This window comes from Limnobacter humi, assembly GCF_024518835.1.
Taxonomy (GTDB): Bacteria; Pseudomonadota; Gammaproteobacteria; order Burkholderiales; family Burkholderiaceae_B; genus Limnobacter; species Limnobacter humi.
The window spans coordinates 287,746-311,130 of sequence record NZ_JANIGO010000003.1 but is presented as its reverse complement, the minus strand read 5'-3'; the positions used below and the strand labels follow the sequence as shown (position 1 = coordinate 311,130).

The window sequence follows — 23,385 nt, the reverse complement described above, 5'->3', positions numbered from 1 at the left end:
GACACAACCGGGTCAAACCCTTTTCGTAACCGCGTGCAGCCGGTAGTTCAGCGGCTGTGGGTTAGGCGTGCTTGCGCTGGCTGTTTTTGGCTGCTTGAAGGCCTTGCAAGGCCAGTTTGTCAAGCCGTTGGGTGGCCTTGGACAGTGCCTCGCCAATCAGGATCAAGCATGGGCCATCGGCCAGTTGTTCGGCAGAAAAGCCGGGTAGGGCACCCAGTGTTAGCGGCGTGAAGCGTTCATTGGGAAGGGAGACACTCTCGCACAACACCACGGGTGTGTGGGCATTGCGGCCCTGGTCGAGCAAGGCTTGGGCCCAGGGGCCCGCTTGCCGTAGGCCCATGTAGACAGCCACCGTGTCTTTCTCGGTGCCGGTAAACAGTTCGGTGCTGGGCGTTTCGCTCACGCCGACTGCCGGCGTGGTCAGGGTCAGGCTGCGGGCTACACCGCGCAGTGTGAGTGATGTTTTCAGGCTGCTGGCAGCCGCCAGCGCCGCGGTCACGCCGGGCACCACCTCCACCTCAAAACCTGCGTCGTGCAAGGCCGTGATTTCTTCATCGGCCCGGCCAAACACCATGGGGTCGCCACCTTTCAGGCGAACCACCAGTTCAAATTCTTTGGCTGCATCCACCAGCTGTTTGTTGATGAAGTGTTGAGCGGTGGAGAGCTTTCCGCACCGTTTGCCCACCGCAATCAACTTTGCATCCGGGCGGGCGTTTGAAAGAAGAGAGGGACTGACCAGTGCGTCGTACAACACACAGTCTGCCTGCATCAGCAAACGCAAGCCACGCACGGTGATCAAGTCCTCCGCGCCTGGCCCTGCGCCAATCAATGCAATGCGTCCCATCTCAAAAGTCCCTATTTAGAACCAAGCAACCAACAACCGGGTGAAGGGTCGTCTGCTCAGTTCTTTGCAACGATCATGCCAGCCGCCACAGTTTGGTTGGTGGCACTGTCAATCAGGATAAAACTGCCAGTGCCGCGGCATTCCGCATACAAATCGGCCACCAGCGGTTGGGCCAGCACCAAGTCAATGCGGGCCAGGTCATTCATTTGCACTGTTTTGGTGCTTTCACCATGCAGCAGGGTGTGAATGTCCAGCACTTGGTTGACTGCGCTGATTTTGGCCTGTGTTTGCCGGGTGGTCTGTTTGATCCAGTACTTGCGCGCCAAGTTGAGGGGTTCATTGTCCAGCCAGCAAATGTCGGCGGTCAATGCCTTCACCGGCGCATGGCTGGCGGTGTCGGTGCTGCTCACAATCTGGTCACCGCGGGACACATCCACGTCGCGGTCTAGCACCAAGGTAATGCACTGGCCCTGGTGGGCGGTGCTCAATTCTTGGGTGTGGAACAGAATCTTGGACACCACTGCACTTTGGCCGGATGGGTGAATCACGACGGTTTCGCCCACGCTCACCGAGCCCGCTTCGATGCGGCCCATGTAGCCACGGAAGTCGTCAGCTTTGTGACCATCGTGGCGGGCCACCAGTTGGACCGGAAAGCGCAGGCCAACCGCATGCTGGGCCTCAGCACGGTCGGCACGGCTGGGAATGTTTTCCAGAATGGGCAGCAGGGGCTGGCCGGTGTACCAGGGGGTTTTGCTGCTGGCAGTCACCACATTGTCCCCGGTGAGGGCCGAAATCGGCAGCACATAAGCCTCAGCCACACCCACGGTGTTGGCCAGTTCACGCACAGCTTTTTCGGTGGCCACAAACTTGGCATGGTCAAAGTCCACCAGGTCCATTTTGTTGACTGCAAAAATAATGGCGGGCAAACCCAGCTTTCCGGCAATCGCGCTGTGGCGCTTGGTTTGGGCCAACAGGGTGGCCTTCAAGCCGTCTGCACCTGCTTCAAATGCAACGCGGGTAATGTCCACCAACACAATGGCCACGTCGGCCGTGGAGGCGCCGGTGACCATGTTGCGGGTGTACTGCTCATGGCCTGGTGTGTCGGCCACAATGAATTTGCGCGCAGGCGTGGCAAAGTAGCGGTAGGCCACGTCAATGGTAATACCTTGCTCGCGTTCCGCTTCCAGACCATCGGTCAGCAGTGAAAAGTCGATCGCATCACCGGCGACACGCTTGTGCTTGGCTTTGGAAATGGCGGCCAACTGGTCGGCAAAAATGCCCTTGCTGTCAAACAGCAGGCGACCAATCAGGGTGGACTTTCCATCGTCCACCGAACCTGCGGTGATGAAGCGCAACACGCCATGGTCTTGGGTGGTCAGCTTCAGTGTTTCGTTGATTGCGTTCATGGTGTTCATCTCAAATTCATCTCGTGGGGCGGGCTCACACGTTGAGCCTGGTGTTGAGCCTAGCGGATCAGAAATAACCTTCTTTCTTGCGGCGCTCCATGGAGGCTTCGGAGGTCTGATCGTCCATGCGGGTTGCCCCACGTTCAGTGATGTCGGTCACCGCGGTTTCAGCAATAATTTCTGCTGGGTTGGCTGCCGTGCTGGCCACAGGGCAGGTGCAGGTAATGTCACCCACCGTGCGGAAGCGCACAGTGCGGGTGGTCACGGTTTCGCCCGCTTTGGGTTGGGTCATCTCGGTGATGGGTACCAGCAAGCCATTTCGCTCAATCACCTCGCGTTCATGGGCGTAGTAAATATTGGGCAGCTCCAGCTTTTCACGCTCAATGTATTGCCACACATCCAGCTCAGTCCAGTTGGAAATGGGGAACACGCGCATGTGCTCACCCTTGTGCACACGGGTGTTGTACAAGTCCCAAAGTTCAGGGCGCTGGCTTTTCGGATCCCATTGGCCAAAGCTGTCCCGGAAACTGAAAATACGTTCTTTGGCGCGGGCTTTTTCTTCGTCCCGACGGGCTCCGCCCATGAGGGCATCGAACTCAAATTCTTCCACGGTTTCCAGCAAGGTGACACTTTGGAAGGCATTGCGCGATGCTTCAGGGTGCGGCAAGCGGATGGTGCCGCGTTTCATCGAGTCTTCCAGCGAGCGCACAATCAGTTCTTCACCCAGTTGCTTCGCTTTCCAGTCGCGAAATTCAATGACCTCCGGAAAGTTATGCTCGGTGTCAATGTGCACCAGGGGAAATGGAAACTTGCCGGGCCGAAAGGCTTTCTCGGCGATGCGCAGCATCACGATGGAATCTTTGCCACCCGAGAACAGCAGGGCAGGGCGGGCGCATTCGGCGGCCACTTCTCGCATGATGTAAATGGCCTCGGCTTCCAGCCAGTCCAGGTGCGACATCGAATGAATTTGGGTACTCATGGTGGTTCTCGTGATGAGGGTAACTTTTATCGTTTCAGGTTGGCGTTGTGCAGTCCGCATTCCTTGCTGGTGGGGTCTTCCCACCACCAGCGTCCAGCGCGAATCTCTTCGCCCACAGTGATTGCCCGCGTGCAGGGTTCGCAGCCAATGGACGGAAACCCTTCAAAATGCAACGCGTTCACTGGCACGTTGTATTGGCGGATATACGTCCACACATCGGCTTCCGACCAGTCGGCCAAAGGGTTGAATTTTTCAATGCCACGGTCGGCGTCGAATTCCCGCACAGGCAGGGCTGCGCGGGTGGCAGCCTGCGCCTGGCGCTGGCCAGTAATCCAGGCCTGCGCACCGTGAAGTGCCCGTGCAAGGGGCTCCACTTTGCGAATGCCGCAGCATTCTTTGCGCAGTTCGATGCTGTCATAAAACGCATCGGCCCCTTTCTGGCTTACATAGGTGGCCACAGCATCGGCTTTGGGCTCGTACCATTCCACCGTGCGACCGTACTTGGCTTGCAGGGCCGGGGCCACGTCGAGGGTTTGCTGGTGTAAGCGGCCGGTATTCAGGCTGAACACGCGAATGTTCAAGTTCAGGCGGGCAATCACGTCAAACAGCACATTGTCTTCAGCGGCCAGGCTGCTGGCCAAAGCAATGTGTTTGAATTCTTGTGCGGCTTGGGTCAGCAGGGTTTCAAGCAACTGCACCTTGGTGACAATGTCGGTGTCCGGCTGGTGGGGGCCGCGAAATACGGCAATCACCTGTTCCGTCAATGGGGCGTTCATGCCGCCCTCCGCGTAAAAATCGGCAGTGCACCATCGGCACTGGTCTGGTAGGGCACGGTGAAGTCCTTGAAGCCCAACAGTGCGTCTTCCAGCGATTTGCCATCCTTGATGTCAAACTGCGTAAAGCCGCAACGGGCCAAGTAAAACAACTGGTCGCGCCAAATATCGCCATAGGCGCGGATGTCGCCCTGAAAACCGTACCGGCTGCGCAGCAAGACCGCCCCCGAGTAACCCTGACCAAACTTGAACACCGGGAAATGGAAGGCCACCACGGGCAGCAGGCTCACATCGTGAGCCAGCAATTCCGGGTTGTCGTCCGGGCTCAGCCACACGCCCAGTTCACCGGCTTGTGCACGGGCTTTTAGTGCATCTTTCTGCGCTTGCCACACGGCAATATTCACCAGCACTTTGCCAGTGGACGGAATGGTTTGATCCAATTCAACCACGGTGAAGTCATCGGCTGCAATGCAAGCTTCGCCATTCAGGGGTTTAACAATGATGGATGACATTACGCGGCCTCCTGGTTGGCATACACCTGGTCTTTGAAGGGATCCAGGCCGATTCGCTCCAGCGTGTCGATGAACAGTTCGTCTTCATGGCGGTTGGCCACATACACATTCAGAATTTTCTGAACCACGCCGGGCACATCTTCGGCATAAAAGGATTTGCCAATCACTTTGCCGATGCTGGCGTGGTTGCCCTGGCGACCACCGAGGGTGACCTGGTACCACTCTTCGCCGTTTTTATCCACACCCAAAATGCCGATGTTGCCAATGTGGTGGTGGCCACAGCTGTTAATGCAACCTGAAATGTTGAGGCTGATATCGCCCAGGTCAAACTGGTAGTCCAGATTGTCCACAGCGTCTTGGATGGCCAGCGCAATCGGGATGGATTTGGCATTGGCCAGGGCACAGAAATCGCCACCGGGGCAGGCAATGATGTCGGACACCAAACCAATGTTGGGCATGGCCAGGTTGTGTTCCTTGAGCACACTCCACAGGTCGAACAGGTCTTCTTCGGCCACATCGGACAGCACAAAGTTTTGCTCGTGTGTCACCCGCAATTCACCGAATGAATACTGATCAGCCAGGTCGGCCACCAAGCGCATTTCAGCCGAGGTTGCATCACCGGGGGCAACACCGGGGCGCTTGAGCGAAATGCTAACAGCCACGTAGCCGGGCACCCGGTGCTCGCGGGCGTTGCGCACCAACCAGCGGTCAAAGCCCTTGTGGGTGGCACGCAGGCCGGCAATCTGCGCATGCACGGTGGCCACTTGCTCAGCGGAAAATACTTTGTATGAAGGCGCTGTAAAGTGGGCTGCGATGCGGTCAAGCTCAGCTTGTGGAATCACACTCACACCACCTTTGATGTGTTGCCACTCTTCATCCACCTGCTTGGCAAATTCTTCCGGGCCAATGGCGCGCACCAAAATCTTGATGCGGGCTTTGTACAGGTTGTCGCGGCGGCCATAGCGGTTGTAAACGCGCATGATGGCTTCAATGTAAGTCAGCAGTTCATTCCAGGGCAGGTCGTTTTTCAACACCGAACCAATCACGGGTGTGCGGCCCAAGCCACCGCCAGCCAACACTTGGGCTACCACGTCTCCAGCAGCGTTGCGGGACAGGTTAACGCCAATGTCGTGCACCTGCACGGCAGCCCGGTCTTCAATGGCGCCATTCACCGCAATCTTGAACTTGCGGGGCAGGTGCAAGAATTCGGGATGGAAAGTGCTCCATTGGCGAATGATTTCGCAGAATGGGCGGGGGTCCACCAGCTCGTCTTTGGCGATGCCGGCAAACGGGTCGCTGGTGGTGTTGCGGATGCAGTTGCCACTGGTCTGGATGGCATGCATTTCAACGCTGGCCAATTCTTCCAGAATGGTGGGGACGTTTTCCAGTGCTGGCCAGTTGTACTGAATGTTTTGGCGGGTGGTGAAGTGGCCATAGCCGCGGTCATAGCGGTCGGCAATGTCCGCCAGTTTGCGCAACTGGTGCGCGCCCAGCAGGCCATAGGGCACAGCCACGCGCAGCATGGGGGCGTGTCGCTGAATGTACAAACCGTTTTGCAAACGCAGCGGACGGAATTCATCGTCGCTCAATTCGCCCTTCAGGTAGCGCTCGGTCTGGTTGCGGAATTGGGCCGCGCGTTCGCGAACGAGGGCACGGTCATAATCATCGTACTTGTACATTTACATCACCAGTTTGGCGGCCACAGCAGTCAGGGTGGTGGCCAAAACCCCGCGCAGAAACTTCTCGGGCACTGCGCGACTTAAATAACTGCCCACGGTAATACCGGGGATGGAGCCGAGCAGCAACGCGCCCAGCAGACTGAAATCAAGGGTGCCCAAACCATAGTGGCCGAAAGCCGCCACCGCAGTCAGGGGCACAGCATACGCGATATCGGTGCCTGCAATCTCGGCCGACTTCATGGTGGGGTACAACATCACCAGCACCATGGCCCCAATCGCACCAGCGCCAATCGACGACACCGTCACCAGCGTGCCGATGATGGCAAATGCCACCACGGTGGTGACTTTGCGGGTGCTGTCCTTCAATTGTGCCTTGGGGTTGGTTTCAATCCACTTCAGGATGCGCGGTTTGAACAGCAGCGCGCACACGGTCAGCATCACGCAAATGGAAATTGACCAGCGAATGAACAGGTCCATGGGGCTGCCTTTGCCCGCTGCGTGAATATCCAGGCTGTGCAGAACAAAAATCGTGGTGATGGAAGCTGGCAAACTGCCGGAGGCCATGAGGGCCACCACCCGCCAGTTCACGGTGTTGCGCAGTCGGTGCACCACGGTGCCCGCGCCTTTGGTAATGGCAGCAAAAGCCAGGTCGGTACCCACGGCTGTTGTCGCCGGTACGCCAAACAGCACGGTTAGCAGAGGGGTCATGAGTGAGCCGCCGCCCACGCCAGTCAAACCCACCAGCAAACCCACAGCCAAACCCGACGCCACGTAGACCAAGTCAAAATGAAAAGGCACAAGCCGCTCGCAATCCAGTTTCAAGGACTTGCAGTGTAGTGGCAGGGCCTTATAATTCAAACGATAGTATTTCCATTTATTTATTCCCCTGGGGAATAAAGCTTGTTGGTGCGCCCCACGGCCACCCGGAGTGTTTCAAGTCCATGAATTTGCACCAACTTCGCTTTGTTCGAGAAGCGGTTCGCCACAATTTCAGCCTGACCGACGCGGCCAAGGCCTTGTTCACCAGCCAGCCGGGCGTGTCCAAAGCCATCATTGAGCTGGAAGAGGAGTTGGGCTTCGAGATCTTCAAACGCCATGGCAAGCGCATCAAGGGTTTGACGCCACCTGGTGAACTGGTGGTGCAGGCCTGTGAGCGCGTGCTGGCGGAACTGGAGAATATCAAGCGCGTGGGCGAGGAGTTTGCTGCCCGTGAAAGTGGGCAGTTGACGGTGGCAGTTACCCACACACAAGCCCGCTATGTGTTGCCACAAGCGGTGGCTGCCTTTCGAAAAAAGTATCCCAAGGTGAAACTGATTTTGCTGCAGGGCACCCCCGAGCAATTGGCCGATTGGGTGCGCAAAGACCAGGCCGATCTGGCTGTGGCCACCGAGGCCCTGGCCGATGAGCCTGATCTGGTCACATTGCCCTGCTATGACTGGGGCCATGTGGCCATTGCGCCGGCCGATGGGGAGTGGCTTCAGGATTTTCAGGGCAGCGGAGCCCGAAAAATGGCGCTGGCCGACTTCAAGGGCTTGCCCGTTATTACCTACGAGACCCACTTTGCAGGCCGGAAAAAAATTGATGCGGCCTTCAAGAAAGCGGGGGTAGAACTGGAAGTAGTGCTGGAAGCGATTGATGCCGATGTGATCAAAACCTATGTGGGTTTGGGGCTGGGGGTGGGCATTATTGCCGAAGTGGCCTTTGATGCCATGAAAGACCAACACCTGGTGGCCGTGCCGGTGGACCACCTGTTTGGCCGCAATACCACGCGCATTGCATTGCGGCAGGGTGTGTTCATGCGAACGCTGATGGTGGAGTTTATTGGCACCTTTGCGCCCATGTTGACGCCCAAGTTGATTGAACGCGTGATGGGGGGTGGGCAGGCGTACGACATTTGATGTCGGCCCCTCTATTTCTGTGCCAGTCCTAGACTCCGCAGGATGCTCACTGTTTGCATCGGAGTCCTGCTCCGCCCTGCGCATTCACACCCCTTGGCGACGGCCAATCTGTTGTTCAAAACCTGAGCCTCGCGATCGCTGAGGTCGCTCCAGCAATGCCGGTGTGCCCGGCGCCGAACAGTCAGCCCTCCGATCGGTTTGACCCGCACAGCATTCGAACAAACGGACCGAGATGTTTGAGCCACGCAGTGGCGAGTTATCGGTCCGGTTCGAGATGCGCAGGGCAACCTTTACTTTTCGGGGGGCGTTCGGCACGGGCTACCGGTGTTGCTGGGGCGGCCTGCGCGGTAATGGCTTTAAGAACCCCGCAAATGCCGGTGCACCAGCTCAAACACCCGCGCGGTGTCCTGGCTTTTGGGGCCGGTTGCAATCAATTCATTCAGCAGCTCAGCCGTTTTGAACAGCAATGGCAAATGTAAGCCTTGGGCGCGCGCAGCCTGTGCCACCATGTCCACGTCTTTGGCGTGCAGGTGGGCTTCAATGGTGGGTGGTCGTGTAAACCCTTCCACCATGTGCGGCCCGGCCCAGTCCAGCACTCGGCTGGCTGGCAGCCCGGCCTGCAGCAGTTCGAGAACCACAGACAGTTCGGCCCCTTGTTCCAGGGCATAGTTCATGGCCTCGGCAATGCCGACCAACTGGATGCACAGCGCCATTTGGTTGGCTGCCTTGATGGCCTGACCGGCACCACTGTCGCCGACATGACGAATGGTTTTGCCCAACTGTTTGAGCATGGGGACCAGCGGCTCAAATGCGCTGCGGGAGCCGCCAGCCATCATGGACAGCGTGCCGGCTTTTGCGCCAGTCACCCCACCAGACACTGGGCAGTCGATGTATTCCAGCCCTCGTGCTCGCAGGGTTGGCGCAAAGTCCTTCACGGCTGCGGCATCAATGGTGCTGAAGTCGATGAGGGTGGTACCGTGGGCGGCGTTGGCCACAACGCCACCTTCATCAAACAGCACCGCTTGAACATCCTCGGTGCGCGTCACATTCAGGGCGACCACCCGGACCTGTTGGCACAGCTCGCCGATGGTGTTGTGAAATCGGACTGGCGTGTCTTCCAGTGCCAAGCGGGTGTGGGCGCTGCGGGCCCAGCCGTGCACCGGGTAGCCGGCCGCACACAAGCGGCGCACCATGGCCGAGCCCATATTGCCCAGGCCAATAAATCCGATTGGAAAAGTGTGATTGCTCATGCGCCGATTATAGACGGCGCTGCGCAGGGTGCGTCAATCGTTGGGTGAATCTGCTGAACGCCTGCCTGGCTTACACGGCGAAGGCGAGGTCATTCAAGCGGCAATACACGACGTCGCCATTGTCCAGTTTGGCCATCACAGGGTGGCTGGTGGAAATCCAGCGGCCAAATTCCGCAATGTTGTATGCAATGATGGTGGCCGGTGTGTGGTCAACCAGTACTTTGCACCCGACCTTGAATAGCTTTGCTGTTTGGCGCAGGGTTTTCTTGCGCATCAGGGTATGCCCGTCTGGGTAGTTGAACTGGTGGTCCGACCGGGTGTTGTGGTATGCCAGAGTGAGTGCCATGTTCGCCTCCCATGCTGCGTTGCCTGCACAGTTCATTTATACGGCAGGCTTTGGGTGGTTGTTGTCCCGAACATGGGGGGATTCCCCGTTCAGTTTCACCCATTCCGAGGGGAATGGGTGCAAAAGGCGGGGGGGTATTGCCGTTTAGTGCGAAGGTAGCAGCAACTGGTTTTGAATCAGCATAAACAGGTCACTGTGTGGGTCTGCAATCTGGTCCACGATGTTGAGGTGGTTGGCTTGAACCTGCAAGGGAGGGTTCAGACCCCAATGTGCAGCCAGGTAAGCGCTTTGTTCCTTGAAGGCATCGGTTTCTTCAGTGCCAAACGCCAAGTGGACTGGAATGGTGGGCTTGGGCATGAGAGCCGGGCTCACCATGCGGGTGCGCTTTTGGTTCAGTTTCAGGTCTTTCTGGATGAACGGGGTGTGCACCAGCGGGCTCAAGTCGTAAATGCCGGAAATGGCAATCACCGATTTCACCACGTCCTGGGGTAGGTCGGACGCCCACAAGGGCCAGAATGCCAAGGCGCTCATCACGCCCAAGTGCCCACCGGCTGAATGGCCGCACACCACAATCTGGTTGGCATCGTAACCAAACCGCTCGGCTTGGCGGTACAGCCATTCAATGCCACGCAGGGTTTGACGAACGCAATCTTCAATGGTGACTTTCGGGATCAGCCCGTAATTGAGTAGGGCCACCGAGTAGCCGCGTGCCACATAGGGTTTGGCCAGGAAGGTGAAGTCGTATTTGTCCAGCGAGCGCCAGTAACCGCCGTGAATGTAGATCAACAGGGGTTTGCCGGGTTTCCCGGGAATCACATCCACGGTCTCTGCTTCAGACTCACCGAAATACAGGTTCCAATGACCATCCAGGTCAAAGCGGGCATACCGCGACAACTCAGCCCAACGGGCAAAAATTTTTGGGTGCTCGGTGAGGTAGGCGCGCACGTTGTACTGGCTTTCGAGCCAGGCCACGTCCGGCTGGTTGTCGCCGCGCGATTCACTGCGGTTGTCAGCATTCAAGGCTTTGGAGTCGGCCATCGGGGCACTTCAGACAGGGCTGGTTGGACGGAAGGTGCGCGCATTTCACAGTGCACTGCACCAAAACAAGGGGTACAACATACCTGAAAGGACCCAAAAAGTCCAATTTTTAGGCCAAATCCGCCACTGATCCCAAACTACTCTTCTGGAAATGTGCCTACAATTAAAGGTTAATCAGGTAAGCACTCCGGTGGGTGTGCAGCGGGTCGATTTTGCGACCACGAAGCCCACGCGGCCAGCAGCAGAAACACCATCACAAATGCAGCCATGGGTCTCGCTGTGCCATCGTGCAACCAGGATACCCCCACACTGGCCAGCCCTCCCAAACCAAATTGTGCGCAGCCATACAGGGCTGAGGCTGCTCCCGCATTTTTGGGGTGGGCCGCCAGCAGTTGCGCCATGGTGTTGGGCGATACCCAACCAATCGACCCCACAGCCATCAAAAAGCCCAGTGCCATGCCGGCCAGGTTCCACTGATCGGTTTGACCCGGCAGGGCGGCCAAGGCAACCAGCAATCCGCCCGCCAAGGCCCAGCGTGAACCCCACAGTGCCAATTTGGCTGGCCCCAGTCGACCCACCCATCGGCTGGACAGGTAGCCAAACGCCACCAAACTGATGATGTTTGAACCAAACAGCGTGGCATACAACGTTTCAGACAAACCAAACCATTGGATGTACACATAAGGTGTGCCAGTGATGTAGGCAAACATGGCTGCAAAGTGCGCGCCACCAGCCACAATCAGCCGCCGTGCTGCGGGTTGGGCCAACACCGTGCCATACCCGCGAAATGCGGCACCCATGGATGCTTGTGCATGGCCCTGTTGAAGCGTTTCGGGCAACAAGCGGTGGCTGCCGATGATGCAGGTCAACCCAAACAAGGCCAGCGCCACGAATTCATATCGCCAACTCCCAAGTTGCAGAATGAAGGCCCCAGCCATGGGCGCAATCATGGGCGCAAATGAGGTCACCATGCCCACCATGGCCATCACCCGCGCCGCTTCGCGTTCGTCGAACAGGTCCCGAATGATGGCGCGCGACACCACCGCTGCTGCGCCGCCACCAAAAGCCTGAATGATGCGAAACATCAAAAGTTGTTCTATGCTAGTGGCCAGGGCGCAGGCCACGCTGGCGAACACAAACACCACTGTCCCGATGAGGATGATCCGCCGGCGACCCAATCGGTCTGACAATGGCCCATACAACAACATGCCGACCGCAAAACCGGCCAGGAACACACTGACCGTTTGCTGAGCACGCGCTGGCGTGGTTCGCAGGCTGTCTGCAATGTGCGCCAGGCTGGGCAAGTACAGGTCGATGGCCAAGGGGGCAAATGCCGCCAGGGCCGCCAGAAGAAAAAACACGCGTCGTTGGATCATGGGGCTGCACAGGGTTGGACCGGGTCTTCTTGCCAGGGTCTGCCAAGCAGCCCTGTCGTGGCATGAGTGTACGCTCATCGAAGGAGGCGGTATGGAGTTGTCATCCCTGGATTTGGCCCGGATGCAGTTTGCGGCCAACATCACCTTTCACATCTTGTTTCCCACCATCAGCATCGGTTTGGGCTGGGTCATGTTTTACTTGCGGTTTCAGCATGTGCGGACCGGTAAAACCGAGTGGGAGCAAGCCCACTATTTCTGGACCAAAATTTTCGCGCTTACCTTCGCCTTGGGTGTGGTGTCTGGCATCACGATGAGCTTTCAGTTTGGGACCAATTGGCCGGGCTTCATGGAAAAGGCCGGCAATATTGCGGGGCCTTTGTTGGGTTATGAGGTGCTCACCGCTTTCTTTTTGGAAGCCACATTTTTGGGGGTGATGCTGTTTGGCAAACAGCGGGTGTCGCCCAAGGTGCATCTCTTGGCTACTTTTTTGGTGGCATTTGGCACCACGCTGTCGGCCTTCTGGATTTTGGTGCTGAACAGCTGGATGCAAACCCCTCAAGGCTTCGAGGTCATCAACGGCGAGTTGCACCCCACCGATTGGTTGGCCATTGTATTCAACCCATCTTTCCCGTACCGTTTGGCCCACATGTTGATGGCCAGTGCGTTGACGGTGTTTTTCCTGATCGCGGGTGGCAGCGCCCTCCAAATTCTGAGGCGAAAGGAAAAGCCCTTTACCCGCAGCATGCTGAAGCTGGCTGTGACGGGTGCCGCGGTGGTGATCCCGATTCAGATTGTGGTGGGTGACCTGCATGGCTTGAATACCCTTCACCACCAACCTGCCAAGATTGCTGCCATTGAAGCGGTGTGGCACACCGAGCGGGGTGCGCCCTTGGTGTTGTTTGCCATTCCCGACAAAGAGAAACAGGAAAACCGGTTTGCGATTGAAATTCCCAAACTGGCCAGTCTGATTTTGACGCACGACCCAAATGGCGAAATCAAAGGTTTAAACGAATTTGTCGGGGAGCACCCACCCGTGGCTGTGGTGTTTTATTCCTTCCGAGTCATGGTCGGCATGGGCAGCTTGATGTTGTTGGTGTCGTGGTTGGCGGTGTGGTTGTTTCGCAAGAATGGGCCCGTGCTGGACAAGCCCCTTCACCGTCTGATGCTCAAGGGCCTGTTGCTGATGATGTTCTCGGGCTGGCTGGCCACCGTGGCCGGCTGGTGGGTGACTGAAATCGGTCGGCAGCCTTATGTGGTGTATGGCGTGCTGAGCACAGCCGACGTGGTGGCCCAACACCCGCCGCAATTGTTGGCCTTCACGGTGGCCCTTTATTTGGCTTTGTACCTGGGCTTGATCGCTGCCTATGTCTGGGTGCTTCGCTACATGCTGCTGGGTGGAACAGGCTCAGCAAAACCGGTGGTGTGGGGCGGTGGTGGCGTGCCTGGTTCGGCGCCGGCAGACCGCATTCGTCGCATTCAACCGTAATCTCAGCGCCTGGAGATCCGCATGACATTCGATGAATTGTTGCCCCTGTTGTTCATGGCTGTGATGGGCTTGGCCATGTTGATTTATGTGGTGCTGGACGGTTATGACCTGGGCGTGGGCATGTTGCTGCCGTTCGCCAGCGATGCCGAGAAAGACACCATGATCAATTCAATCGGCCCGTTTTGGGACGCCAATGAGACCTGGCTGGTGCTGGGTGTGGGGGTGTTGCTGGTGGCCTTTCCCAAAGCCCACGGGGTGGTTCTCACCGCGTTGTACCTGCCAGCCACCTTGATGCTGGTGGGCCTGGTCTTGCGCGGTGTGGCGTTTGACTTTCGGGTCAAGGTGGACACGGCGTACAAGCCCCTGTGGAACCGAATTTTTACATCGGGTTCTTTGTTGACCTCGGTCTGTCAGGGCTGGATGCTGGGTTCCTACATCACCGGCTTTTCGCACCACTGGTCGCAGATTGTGTTCAACCTGGGTGTGGCATTCACCTTGCCGTTTGCTTACGCATTGCTGGCCAGTGGTTGGCTCATCATGAAAACCGAGGGTGCCCTCATGGACAAGGCTTGCCGGTGGGGGCGCATCAGCTTTTGGCCCATGCTGGCCGCCATTGCGTTTATCTCCGCCATCACACCGTTGGTGGTGCCGCAAATTTTCCAGAAGTGGTTTACGTTCCCCACCATGTTTGCCTTGGCGCCGATTCCGCTGGCCACTGTGCTGTGTCTGTGGGGCATTCACCATGTGCTGTCCAGGCCGCGTGTCATTCAGGCCGGGTATGGCTGGATGGTGTTTGGCCTCACCGCGGGGGTGATGACACTGTCGTTTTTGGGCTTGGCATACAGCCAGTTTCCCTACGTGGTGTTGAATCAACTGACGGTGTGGGATGCTGCTGCTGCACCGGGTTCGCTCAAGATCATTCTGGTTGGCGTGGTGCTCACGTTGCCAGCCATCCTCGGGTACACTGCGTTTTCGTACAAAGTGTTCTGGGGCAAGGCCAAAGAACTCTCCTACCAGTGAGCCCGAGCAATCGGTCAAAAGGAAATAGCAATGAGCGTTCGTCAACTGAGCGAAGAGTTGTCCGTGTGCGGGCAAATTCGCCCTGAAGACCTGGAAACCGTGCGCGACATGGGTTTCAAAACGGTGATCAACAATCGCCCCGATTTCGAAGAGCCAGGTCAGCCCTTGCATGCAGAGATCGAAGCAAAGGCCAAGGCCTTGGGCTTGGCGGTGCATTACCTGCCATTGGCCATGGGCCAACCACCCAGCCCGGCATTGCTGGAGCAATTTAAAACCGTGCTGGATGCCGCTGAAAAACCGGTGTTTGCGTTTTGCCGCAGTGGCAACCGGTCAGGCCAAATCTACATGGGCGCCAAGGCGCTGGGTTAAGCGCGCTGCGCTGTTCAGTGGTCTTTGCGCAGTGGCATGCCGCGATCAGCGGGCAAGGTGCTGGCCAATTCACGAATCATTTTGACCGTGTCAATATCAGCAGCCCTGTAGGCCTGCTTGCGAGCCTCTTCGTATTCGGAATGAGCGTTGTCCTCAGCGTTCAGACCATCGGCGTCCTGCACATGGTATTGAAAGCGCAACCACAGCAGGCCCTGCTCAGGTTCTTCAATCGTGATCGTCAGGGTGCTGGGGCCGCAATGCTGATTGGGCACCACCCGGGTTTCGGTGCGCAATTCATCGTGCAGTTCAATGGTGTCTTCCACCTGGAATGCGCCATAATCAAGCCGACGGTGCAGCGTGGTCACTGTGCCGCTGTGTGAAATCTCAGTGACCTCGGCTTGTTCGAGACCCAGAATGAAGCGAGTCGGTTTCCATGCCCTGGCCACCAAACCCATCCAGAGCTGTTCGCGGGTCAACCAGTCCACCACAGGCAGCTTGGGGTCGTTGATTTGCACCAGATGTTCAAATTTCATGAAGAGGGTCCTGTGATACACAGACACGGTACTACAAAACGCTACTCGGATTCCACCCGATTCAACGGCACCATCCATTTGGTTGAAGTGCCCTCGATTGAACACGGCGACATTGTTGAACAAACCCGCAACCTGCTGACCTTGGTCGAAGAGCGCCTGAATGAAGCGGGAAGTGACCGTCGCCATTTATTGATGGTGCAGGTGTACCTCACCGACATGGCTGACATCGATGGTTTTAATTCGGTGTGGGACAACTGGGTGCCCCAAGGGTGTGCGCCTGCTCGAGCCTGTATCCAGGTGGTGGCGCTGGCGCGGCCGGGCTGGAAGGTGGAGGTGGTGGTGACCGCGGCTCAACTCGAGATTTGAACCATGGATGCTGTACTTTCACAGTCCAAGGCTGCGCCAGTGGCGGTGTTCGATTCAGGCGTGGGTGGCTTGTCTGTGCTGAAGGCACTGCTGCTGGAATTGCCACATGAACGGTTTGTGTTTTTGGCCGATGAGGCCTATTTGCCCTACGGCGACAAACCGCAGGCCGTGATTGCTCATCGCGTCCTGACGGTGGCGCAAGCCTTGCAACAGCAGGGCAACAAGGCCCTGGTGATGGCCTGCAACACGGCCACCGCAGCGGCTGCCAACCAGGCAAGGCAGCATTGGCCAGCATGGCCCATTGTGGGCATTGAGCCCGCAGTCAAGCCCGCCACGTTGATGACCAAAACCGGTGTTGTGGGTATTCTGGCCACCAGCAACACCGTGGCCAGCGTACGCTTTCAGGCGCTGGTTGAGCGTTTCGACCCCCTGGCCCGTGTGGTGGCCAAACCCTGCCCGGGTCTGGTGGAATTAATCGAACAAGTCCCCATCAACGAGGCTGCAGTGCGCGAGCACCTTCGCCCAGTCATGAATGCATTTCAGCAGGATGGGGTGGATGTGATTGTGTTGGGTTGCACCCATTATCCATTTGTGGCACCGATCATTCAGCAGATGGTGGGTGAGCAGGTGACACTGATTGAAACAGGTCGACCTGTGGCTCGGCAGCTCCGTCACCGCCTGGATGAGTCAGGCTCACTGCATGAGCCTGATTTAACTGCCATGCCTGAGGTGCAGCGCGTCCGGTTTTACACCACTGGCAGCGTGGACGGGTTCAAGCAAAAGTTGGTGTCCTTGATGGGCAGCGACTGGTGTAGTGCTGTGGTCGAGCCGCAGCATATTTAAAGGTGGGTGGCCATCCATTGCGCCACTTGCACATACTGGGCAGCGGATATTTCTTCAGCCCGTGCGGTCAGCGTGATGCCCGCCGCCGCTGCCGCTTCAACGGGAACCACACCAGCCCAGGTGTTTCGCAGCATTTTGCGGCGCTGTGAAAATGCCGCGCTCACAATCCGCGAAAAAATGTCACTTGGAATGGCATTCCGTTCAGTTTTGGACTTGGGAACCATTCGCACAATGGCCGACATGACCCGGGGTGGTGGGTCAAAGCATTCGGGTGGAACATCAAACAAATGCGCCATGTCGTAATACGCTTGCAGCATCACGGAAAGACGGCCGTAATCGCTCGCTTTGGGCATGGCTACCATGCGATCGATCACTTCCTTTTGCAACATGAATTGTTGGTCAATGATGCGATCGGCATGTTCCAGCAAGGCAAACAGAATGGGCGATGAAATGTTGTAGGGCAAATTCCCCACCACACGAAACGGCGCCTGGATGTCGTGGAAATTGAATTTCAGCACATCCACTTCATGGATGGTTAGTCTGTCTTTCCAGGGGCCTGTGCGCAACCGTTGGGCCAAATCACGGTCAATCTCGACCACATGCAGCGTGGGTAGCACTTTGAGCAGCCACACGGTGAGTGCACCAAGCCCCGGACCAATCTCAACCACCGTATCGGTCGGTTTGGGGCGCAAATCACCCAGGAAATCCGCCAGTACGGTTTGGTCGGTTAAAAAGTGTTGTCCGAATCGTTTGCGAGCTTGGTGTTTCATGTGGGGGTACGAGTGGCATTGAGGCTCATGGTGTGAGCCAGCTTAATGGCCTCGACCATACTGCCGCTGTTGATGTGAGCGGTACCAGCCAGATCGAGTGCGGTGCCATGGTCTACCGAGGTGCGCACAATCGGCAACCCCAGTGAAATGTTGACACCTTCGCCAAAGCTGGCGAATTTCAGCACTGGCAAACCTTGATCATGGTACATGGCCAGTACGGCATCGGCTTCGTTGAGGTATTTGGGCTGGAACAGCGTATCGGCCGGATAAGGCCCTCGTACATCATGTCCCTGCGCCACCAGGGTTTCAATCACCGGGCGAATGACTTGAATTTCTTCCATGCCCAGATCGCCCGATTCTCCGGCGTGGGGGTTCAAGCCAGTGACCAGCACGGTGGGTTTGGCACAGCCCCAGTGGCGTTGCAGCGCCTTTAACACAATCTCCAGCGTGGTGCGCAAGCCGCCAGCGGTGATGGCGGCAGGCACTGCCTGCAAGGGAAGGTGCGTGGTCGCCAGTGCCACTTTCAGTCCACCACCGGCAAGCATCATGACCACATCGCTTTGGCCACAACGCGCAGCGAGGTATTCCGTGTGGCCCATGAAGCCCGGCCAATGGGGGCTGATGGCGGATTTTTGGATGGGAGCAGTGATCATCGCCGCAGCTTGATCACCAAGACAGGCGTCGCAGGCGCTGTCCAACAAGCGCAGGACATAGGGCGCATTGCTGGCAGTGGGTTGGCCCGTGGTACACGGCACGTTCAGGCCGTGGTGCCAGACGTACACGCCGGGATGGTCCATGGTTCCCAAGTCCGCCAATTGGCAGATGATTTGCCAGTTGGCGGATAGACCGATGGCTTGGCTTCGTTGCTTGAGCAAATCTGCATCGCCCAAGAGCACCAGTGTCCTGTTCAGTTGTTGGTGAAGCGCTTGTTCAGCAATCAGGCCACACAACTCAGGCCCGATACCGGCTGGCTCACCGCTGGTGATCAGCAAAGGGGCCGTTGTGGTGCTCACAAGCGAATATCGACATAGGTGCGGTCGCGCAGTTGACGCAGCCACTCATTGTAGGCTTCCTCGGCCTTGTTGGCCCGAATCGCCTGGCGGGCGGCTTGACGCTGGCGTTCTTCCGATGCTGCCTGTTGACGCCGTTCAGTCACCTGCACAATGTGGAAACCAAACCGGCTTTGGAACACGGTGCTGGTGCCGCCCACGGGCAACTGGTTCATTTCACGTTCAAATTCAGGCACGGTGTCGCCAGGGTAGAGCCATCCCAAATCGCCACCTTTGGAGGCCGAGCCATCCTGACTGTAGCGTTTGGCCAAGTCTTCAAAGGTGGCCTGGCCGTTTCTGAGCTGCTCCAGCGCGAAGTTCAAGCGGCGCTTGGCCTCTGTTTCACTGATGTCAGGCCCAGTTTTGATCAAAATGTGCCGTGCATGGGTTTGCGTCACCGGGGTTGCATCCAAAGAGGTTGCACCGTCCCGGCGCTCCACCACTTTCAGCACATGAAAGCCGTTGGGGCTACGAATGGTGGATACCGCATTGGGTTCAGACCTGGACAGGAAGTCTGCAAACAGGCTGGGTACGGCATCGTAACCTTGCCAGCCCATGGCACCGGTGCCGGCAATGGCCAGTTCCGGGTAAGCTTTCAGGACATCGGCTGTGCTGGAACCACCTTTGAGCATTTTTTCAATCGCACCCGCTTTGGTTTGCGCTTGGTTCAATGTGTTGCCTGTCGCATCCTGTGGGGCTTTTACCAGAAACTGCAGCCAGTTCACCTCGGGTTTGTTGCCAGGACCATTCGGCGTTTTGCTGGCCAGAAAAGCCTGAATTTCAGCATCGCTGACCTGAATTCGGGCCTCCACATCCCGCTCACGCAGGCGAGCCACAGTCATTTCATTTTTGACCTCTTCACGAAAGCGGGTGGGGGACACACCATCATCGCGAAGTCGCTCCAGGAATGATTCCATGGACATGTTGTTTTGCTCAGCAATCCGCGCCATGGTGGCGTCCACCTGCGCGTCATCGACCCGAATTCCGGTGTCATTGGCCAGTTGCAGTTGAGCGCGGTCGTTGATCATGCGGTCCAGCACTTGCTTGCGCAGCAACAGGCGGTCAGGCAGTTGAACACCTCGGCGTGTCATTTGCCGTTCGATTTGGGCCACCTGCCGGTTCAACTCACTGCGCGTGATGATGTCCGAATTCACAATGGCGACGATGCCGTCGATTTCCGGGGCACTTTGCGTGCTTTCGCCCAGCGTTGCGCTCAGCTTGCCAGTGATGCCGGATGGCGAATTGTTGCTTTTGGCCGGGGCCGGGGTGTTGGCCGGTGAGCCCACCACGGTGGCCGGTTTGCCAGGCTGTGGCATTTTCAGGCTTTGTGCCATGGCGGGCATGGGAAGGCTGAGCGCTGCGCCAAGCAGAATGCCCGTCAGGTGTGGTCCAAATCGAGAATGCATGTTGCTCATGGTTTATTGCGTGGTCAGCGACGAAGCGAATGGCGTGTAACCAGGTACTCGCCGCGAAAGAAGTTCGATCGGATTGGATCCGATTCGGCCCAGACCGGAAAGTTCCAGCTGGAGGAAAAGTGAGGTGGTCTGCAGCTGTGGTGCAGTCGCGAATCGTTGCGCAACCACACGCACAGCCCAGCATCCCTCGCCGTATTCAAGGCCTGCCACACCTTCGATCAGGCGTTTGTCGAGCATCGAATAATTGACGCGGCCCACACCACTCCACCGTTGGGAGAGGGGCCACTGCCCCGACACATCAAACTGGTCAATCAGGTTTCGGGTGTACCGATAACCAAAGTTCAATTGTTTGCCAGGGGTTGGCGAGTAGCCCAAGCTGATGTTGCCACGCTCATGCCGACCACTTTCCGCACTGAATTGGCTGGTTGCATCAACATAATAATTTTTGCTGATGCGGCCCCGTGCATTCAAGAAAAAATCCGAGTCGCTGGTGACCGGGGCTTCAAGCCCGGTCAATACCAAGCGAGGTGTTTTCAGGTTCAGGCGTTGCCCGGCTGTCATGCTGAATAATTCTTCACTGGTGATGGCGTCGCTAAACCGGCTGGTCACTGCAAATGTCAACTGATTGGCGTCGGCCACGCGGTCATAACCGGCGTAGCGGTTTTCCGAAAATATACGGCTCAGGCTTTGGTCGGTTACCGTGGTGTCAAACAGCGGTTGGTCAGACTGGTCTTTGAACGGTGTATACAGGTAGAAAATACGGGGTTCGAGGGTTTGGTTGACCGCCCGTCCAAACAGGCTCGTTTTGCGATCGAAGTACACGGTGCCATCCAATGAGGCGGTGGGTACCACGCTGCTGGCGGTGGGGCCAAACCCAGTGGCCTGGTTACGCAAATCGTAGCTGTTCGCCTGCACCGACAGCGCGGGCGTGAACGAAAACTGTGCCCGATTCACTGGCATGAACACGCGGGCCCGGGTGACACCTCGAGAACCCTCGACCCGGTTGGGCGTGCTGGTGGGGTTGGCGAAGTCGGTGTACAAACCTGACACCGACACGAATGCTGCGCCAACTTTGGTGGGGTTCAACTCCACTGCCACTTCAGGCAGCCGGTCGTAGGGTTCAACAATCACGTCATTGAACAACTGCAGAGTTTGATGCGTAACAGCCCTGACCGATGTGGACCAGTTGTCTTCCCGGTAGGCAAAATAACCTTCACGCAGCAACACCCGCTGAGACGCGACAGCCTGCGTGCGGGAAAAATCCACGAAGTACTGGTCATCAGATACCCCGTTCAGATTCAGTCCTGCGTAGTAGTTGCCTTTGTTGTAATTCTGTAGCACCGACACCGCGTAGCGGTCCTGGCCTGTTTTTTGATCGCTGGGCAGGTAGTCGAATTTCAGGTTGCCGTCCTGGTGTGGGGTCAGGTAACGGCCCTCAGCTCCCAGTTGTGCACCCCGGCCGGAAATCAGGGTGGGGTACAGCGTTAAATCCTTGTCCGGTGCGATGTTCCAGTAATACGGTGTTGTCACCTCCAGGCCGCTGTTGGACACCGTGCCGATGGAGGGCGGCAAAAAGCCGCTTTTGCGCCGGTTGGTTGTTGGAAATGACAGGTACGGTGACGCCAGAATGGGAACATCCTTAAACACCACTTTGGCACCTTTGGCGCGGCCCACTTCTTCTGTTTGGTCCAGTTCAAGGCTGTCGGCAGTGACATACCAATCGCCTTTGTCGGCTTGGGATGGATCGGGCACTTGGCAAACCGTGTAGTTCGGATTTTCCAAGGTCAGGGTTGAAATACCGTCGTATTGCAGGCGTTCAGCACGCCCCTTGCCCTTGATGTCCATCAGTTCGAATGTTGGCTTGTTGAGTCGGCTTTCGCCGGTGCCAACCTTCACATCGCCCTCCGGTGCTTTCAGGCGCATGTTGTCCTTCTCGACCACCAGGTTGCCCTTGGCGGTTGCCCGGTCAGTGATGGGCGAGTAGATGATCCGGTCACTTTGCAGCCGTAAGCCCTGGCGACGCACCTCAACCCGGCCTTCCAGTGTGGTTTCTTCGGCGCCGTTGCTGGTCATTGAGTCGGCCGAAATGTAGGTGGCCTCATCGTCTGGAATTTTGGTTTTGACACCCAGCAGGCTGGAGTCCATTTTCAGACGGGTGGGCGGCGTGCTCTGCGCTTGTGCTGTGCTGGCCAGGGCCAAGAGCACCATTGCGGAGACGGGCGTGCGCAAGTGCCATGACCGACCCGATGCCGGTGCTGGAACATCCCAACAGGTGTTTCTGGTTTTTTTGATCTTGTTCAAGCTGGGACAGGTCTCAAATGGCGTCGTTTGCGTCAACAGGCTGGCAGTTCCCACTATTATAGGCAACTGTACCGAAGATTAAGGGAATGGTTGGTTTCATGAGCGCCTTGCGTCAAGAATTGTTGGAAAAATGGCTGGAAAGCCTGCCCGCTCACGACTTTGATCTCCAGACCCTGGCGCCTGCCTCCAGTGATGCGAGTTTTCGCCGGTATTTCAGGGTGTTGGATCGTCGGTCGGGCTGCACCTGCGTGGTGATGGATGCGCCGCCCGACAAGGAGGATGTCCGGCCATTTCTGGCTGTGGCGCAGCTGCTGCGAGACGGCGGCGTTCGGGCTCCCCAGGTTTTTGCCGAGCACATTGACCAGGGTTTTCTGCTGTTGGAGGATTTTGGCGGCACCACCCTGCTGTCTGCACTTCGCGCTTCCGACACATCAACGGACCCGTTGTACCGTGCGGCGATCCATGACCTGGTTGCCATGCAGGCCAATGTGCGTGTCAATGGTTTGCCCGAGTATTCTGCCGCCAAATTGCGCGCGGAAATGGATCTGTTTGACACGTGGTATGTGGGCAAACACTTTCAAAGCGAGTTGAGCGACCCGGAAAAAAACTGGCTGGATACCATTAAAAGTACGCTGGTGGACAGTGCCTTGTCCGAGGCCCAGGTGTTTGTCCACCGCGACTACCACAGCCGCAACCTCATGGTCACGGGCATGGAGGGGAGCAAGCCGCTGCTGGGCATGCTGGACTTTCAGGATGCCGTACAAGGCCCGTTGAGCTATGACCTGGTGAGTATCTTGAGGGATGCATATGTTGAATGGCCAGAGGACATGACAGTGGATTGGGCCATTCGGTATTGGGAACAGGCCAAAAAGGCTGGCTTGTCGATTCCCGGCGATGCCAGCGAGTTTTATCGCCAGTTTGACTTCATGGGTTTGCAGCGCCACCTGAAAATACTGGGAATTTTCGCCCGCCTGTACCACCGGGACGGCAAGTCACAGTATCTGAATGACTTGCCCTTGGTGTTGGCGTACGTGCGGTCCGTTGCGTCCCGCTACATGGCATTCAAACCCTTGTTGCTGGTGCTGGATCGTCTGGAGAACAAGGCCGTCAAGGTGGGATACACCTTCTGACC

At 57.3% G+C, this 23,385-nt stretch carries 23 protein-coding genes; 7 read left to right on the top strand and 16 right to left on the bottom strand.

Features of this window, described 5'->3' with window-relative positions; genetic code table 11:
- Positions 1-61 precede the first annotated feature (61 nt).
- The 7 genes from cobA to NQT62_RS10770 form a co-directional block, all read right to left on the bottom strand.
- Positions 62-844: a uroporphyrinogen-III C-methyltransferase gene (gene cobA / locus NQT62_RS10800; RefSeq protein ID WP_256764712.1), complete on the bottom strand. Its 783-nt coding sequence runs from the start codon at positions 842-844 to the stop codon at positions 62-64.
- Positions 845-900: 56 nt separating this feature from the next.
- On the bottom strand, positions 901-2,250 hold the full coding sequence (locus tag NQT62_RS10795) for a sulfate adenylyltransferase subunit 1 (RefSeq protein WP_256764711.1): 1,350 nt from the start codon (positions 2,248-2,250) through the stop codon (positions 901-903).
- A gap of 67 nt (positions 2,251-2,317) precedes the next feature.
- Positions 2,318-3,229 (bottom strand): sulfate adenylyltransferase subunit CysD, encoded by a 912-nt coding sequence (gene cysD / locus NQT62_RS10790; protein WP_256764710.1) that lies wholly within the window; start codon positions 3,227-3,229, stop codon positions 2,318-2,320.
- A gap of 26 nt (positions 3,230-3,255) precedes the next feature.
- Positions 3,256-4,005: a phosphoadenylyl-sulfate reductase gene (locus tag NQT62_RS10785; protein ID WP_256764708.1), complete on the bottom strand. Its 750-nt coding sequence runs from the start codon at positions 4,003-4,005 to the stop codon at positions 3,256-3,258.
- A complete protein-coding gene (locus NQT62_RS10780) occupies positions 4,002-4,514 on the bottom strand; it encodes a DUF934 domain-containing protein (protein ID WP_256764707.1) in 513 nt (170 codons plus the stop codon). Before NQT62_RS10780 ends, NQT62_RS10785 begins: the two co-directional genes overlap by 4 nt.
- The gene (locus tag NQT62_RS10775) at positions 4,514-6,193 is read right to left on the bottom strand and encodes a nitrite/sulfite reductase (RefSeq protein WP_256764706.1); all 1,680 of its coding nucleotides are present in this window, start codon (positions 6,191-6,193) and stop codon (positions 4,514-4,516) included. Before NQT62_RS10775 ends, NQT62_RS10780 begins: the two co-directional genes overlap by 1 nt.
- The gene (locus NQT62_RS10770; RefSeq protein WP_256764705.1) at positions 6,194-6,991 is read right to left on the bottom strand and encodes a sulfite exporter TauE/SafE family protein; all 798 of its coding nucleotides are present in this window, start codon (positions 6,989-6,991) and stop codon (positions 6,194-6,196) included.
- A gap of 143 nt (positions 6,992-7,134) precedes the next feature.
- Here NQT62_RS10770 and NQT62_RS10765 point away from each other — a divergent pair, with 143 nt between their 5' ends.
- The gene (locus NQT62_RS10765) at positions 7,135-8,091 is read left to right on the top strand and encodes a CysB family HTH-type transcriptional regulator (RefSeq protein ID WP_256764704.1); all 957 of its coding nucleotides are present in this window, start codon (positions 7,135-7,137) and stop codon (positions 8,089-8,091) included.
- A gap of 356 nt (positions 8,092-8,447) precedes the next feature.
- On the opposite strand, the gene NQT62_RS10760 is transcribed toward NQT62_RS10765, so the two are convergent.
- From NQT62_RS10760 to NQT62_RS10745, 4 genes are all read right to left on the bottom strand, one after another.
- On the bottom strand, positions 8,448-9,341 hold the full coding sequence (locus NQT62_RS10760; RefSeq protein WP_256764703.1) for an NAD(P)-dependent oxidoreductase: 894 nt from the start codon (positions 9,339-9,341) through the stop codon (positions 8,448-8,450).
- Between the two features lie 70 nt (positions 9,342-9,411).
- Positions 9,412-9,687, bottom strand: coding sequence for a hypothetical protein (locus NQT62_RS10755; RefSeq protein ID WP_256764702.1), 276 nt, complete (start codon positions 9,685-9,687; stop codon positions 9,412-9,414).
- 144 nt (positions 9,688-9,831) lie between these two features.
- On the bottom strand, positions 9,832-10,725 hold the full coding sequence (locus NQT62_RS10750; protein WP_256764701.1) for an alpha/beta hydrolase: 894 nt from the start codon (positions 10,723-10,725) through the stop codon (positions 9,832-9,834).
- Between the two features lie 170 nt (positions 10,726-10,895).
- Positions 10,896-12,101, bottom strand: a complete 1,206-nt coding sequence (locus NQT62_RS10745) for a multidrug effflux MFS transporter (protein WP_256764700.1) — start codon at positions 12,099-12,101, stop codon at positions 10,896-10,898.
- 91 nt (positions 12,102-12,192) lie between these two features.
- On the opposite strand from NQT62_RS10745, the gene NQT62_RS10740 reads away from it, so the two are divergent.
- The 3 genes from NQT62_RS10740 to NQT62_RS10730 are packed head-to-tail and all read left to right on the top strand — an operon-like array spanning position 12,193 to position 14,976.
- Positions 12,193-13,587, top strand: a complete 1,395-nt coding sequence (locus NQT62_RS10740; protein WP_256764699.1) for a cytochrome ubiquinol oxidase subunit I — start codon at positions 12,193-12,195, stop codon at positions 13,585-13,587.
- 21 nt (positions 13,588-13,608) lie between these two features.
- Positions 13,609-14,607, top strand: a complete 999-nt coding sequence (locus NQT62_RS10735; protein WP_256764698.1) for a cytochrome d ubiquinol oxidase subunit II — start codon at positions 13,609-13,611, stop codon at positions 14,605-14,607.
- A 30-nt stretch (positions 14,608-14,637) separates the two neighbouring features.
- Complete coding sequence (locus NQT62_RS10730; RefSeq protein ID WP_256764697.1) at positions 14,638-14,976, top strand: protein tyrosine phosphatase family protein; 339 nt, start codon at positions 14,638-14,640, stop codon at positions 14,974-14,976.
- A gap of 14 nt (positions 14,977-14,990) precedes the next feature.
- Here the strand turns inward: NQT62_RS10730 and NQT62_RS10725 are convergent, their stop codons facing one another.
- Positions 14,991-15,509: an SRPBCC family protein gene (locus NQT62_RS10725; protein ID WP_256764696.1), complete on the bottom strand. Its 519-nt coding sequence runs from the start codon at positions 15,507-15,509 to the stop codon at positions 14,991-14,993.
- A 12-nt stretch (positions 15,510-15,521) separates the two neighbouring features.
- Between NQT62_RS10725 and NQT62_RS10720 the strand changes: the two genes are divergently transcribed.
- Both NQT62_RS10720 and murI read left to right on the top strand, forming a co-directional pair.
- A complete protein-coding gene (locus NQT62_RS10720) occupies positions 15,522-15,875 on the top strand; it encodes a RidA family protein (protein WP_256764695.1) in 354 nt (117 codons plus the stop codon).
- A 3-nt stretch (positions 15,876-15,878) separates the two neighbouring features.
- Positions 15,879-16,718, top strand: coding sequence for a glutamate racemase (murI, locus tag NQT62_RS10715; protein ID WP_256764694.1), 840 nt, complete (start codon positions 15,879-15,881; stop codon positions 16,716-16,718).
- Here murI and rsmA read toward each other — a convergent pair.
- From rsmA to NQT62_RS10695, 4 genes are read right to left on the bottom strand one after another with little or no spacing between them, the layout of a single operon-like run.
- Entirely contained in the window at positions 16,715-17,488 is a 774-nt protein-coding gene (rsmA, locus tag NQT62_RS10710) for a 16S rRNA (adenine(1518)-N(6)/adenine(1519)-N(6))-dimethyltransferase RsmA (protein ID WP_256764693.1), read from the bottom strand. The genes murI and rsmA overlap by 4 nt on opposite strands.
- Positions 17,485-18,501 carry a 4-hydroxythreonine-4-phosphate dehydrogenase PdxA gene (gene pdxA, locus NQT62_RS10705; protein WP_256764692.1) on the bottom strand — a complete coding sequence of 339 codons (1,017 nt, stop codon included), beginning with the start codon at positions 18,499-18,501 and terminating at the stop codon, positions 17,485-17,487. The genes rsmA and pdxA overlap by 4 nt, the downstream gene beginning before the upstream one ends.
- A complete protein-coding gene (locus tag NQT62_RS10700; protein WP_256764691.1) occupies positions 18,498-19,952 on the bottom strand; it encodes a peptidylprolyl isomerase in 1,455 nt (484 codons plus the stop codon). Before NQT62_RS10700 ends, pdxA begins: the two co-directional genes overlap by 4 nt.
- Positions 19,953-19,955: 3 nt before the next feature.
- Positions 19,956-22,181: an LPS-assembly protein LptD gene (locus NQT62_RS10695; protein ID WP_256764690.1), complete on the bottom strand. Its 2,226-nt coding sequence runs from the start codon at positions 22,179-22,181 to the stop codon at positions 19,956-19,958.
- Between the two features lie 170 nt (positions 22,182-22,351).
- On the opposite strand from NQT62_RS10695, the gene NQT62_RS10690 reads away from it, so the two are divergent.
- Entirely contained in the window at positions 22,352-23,383 is a 1,032-nt protein-coding gene (locus tag NQT62_RS10690; RefSeq protein ID WP_256764689.1) for an aminoglycoside phosphotransferase family protein, read from the top strand.
- Positions 23,384-23,385 lie beyond the last annotated feature (2 nt).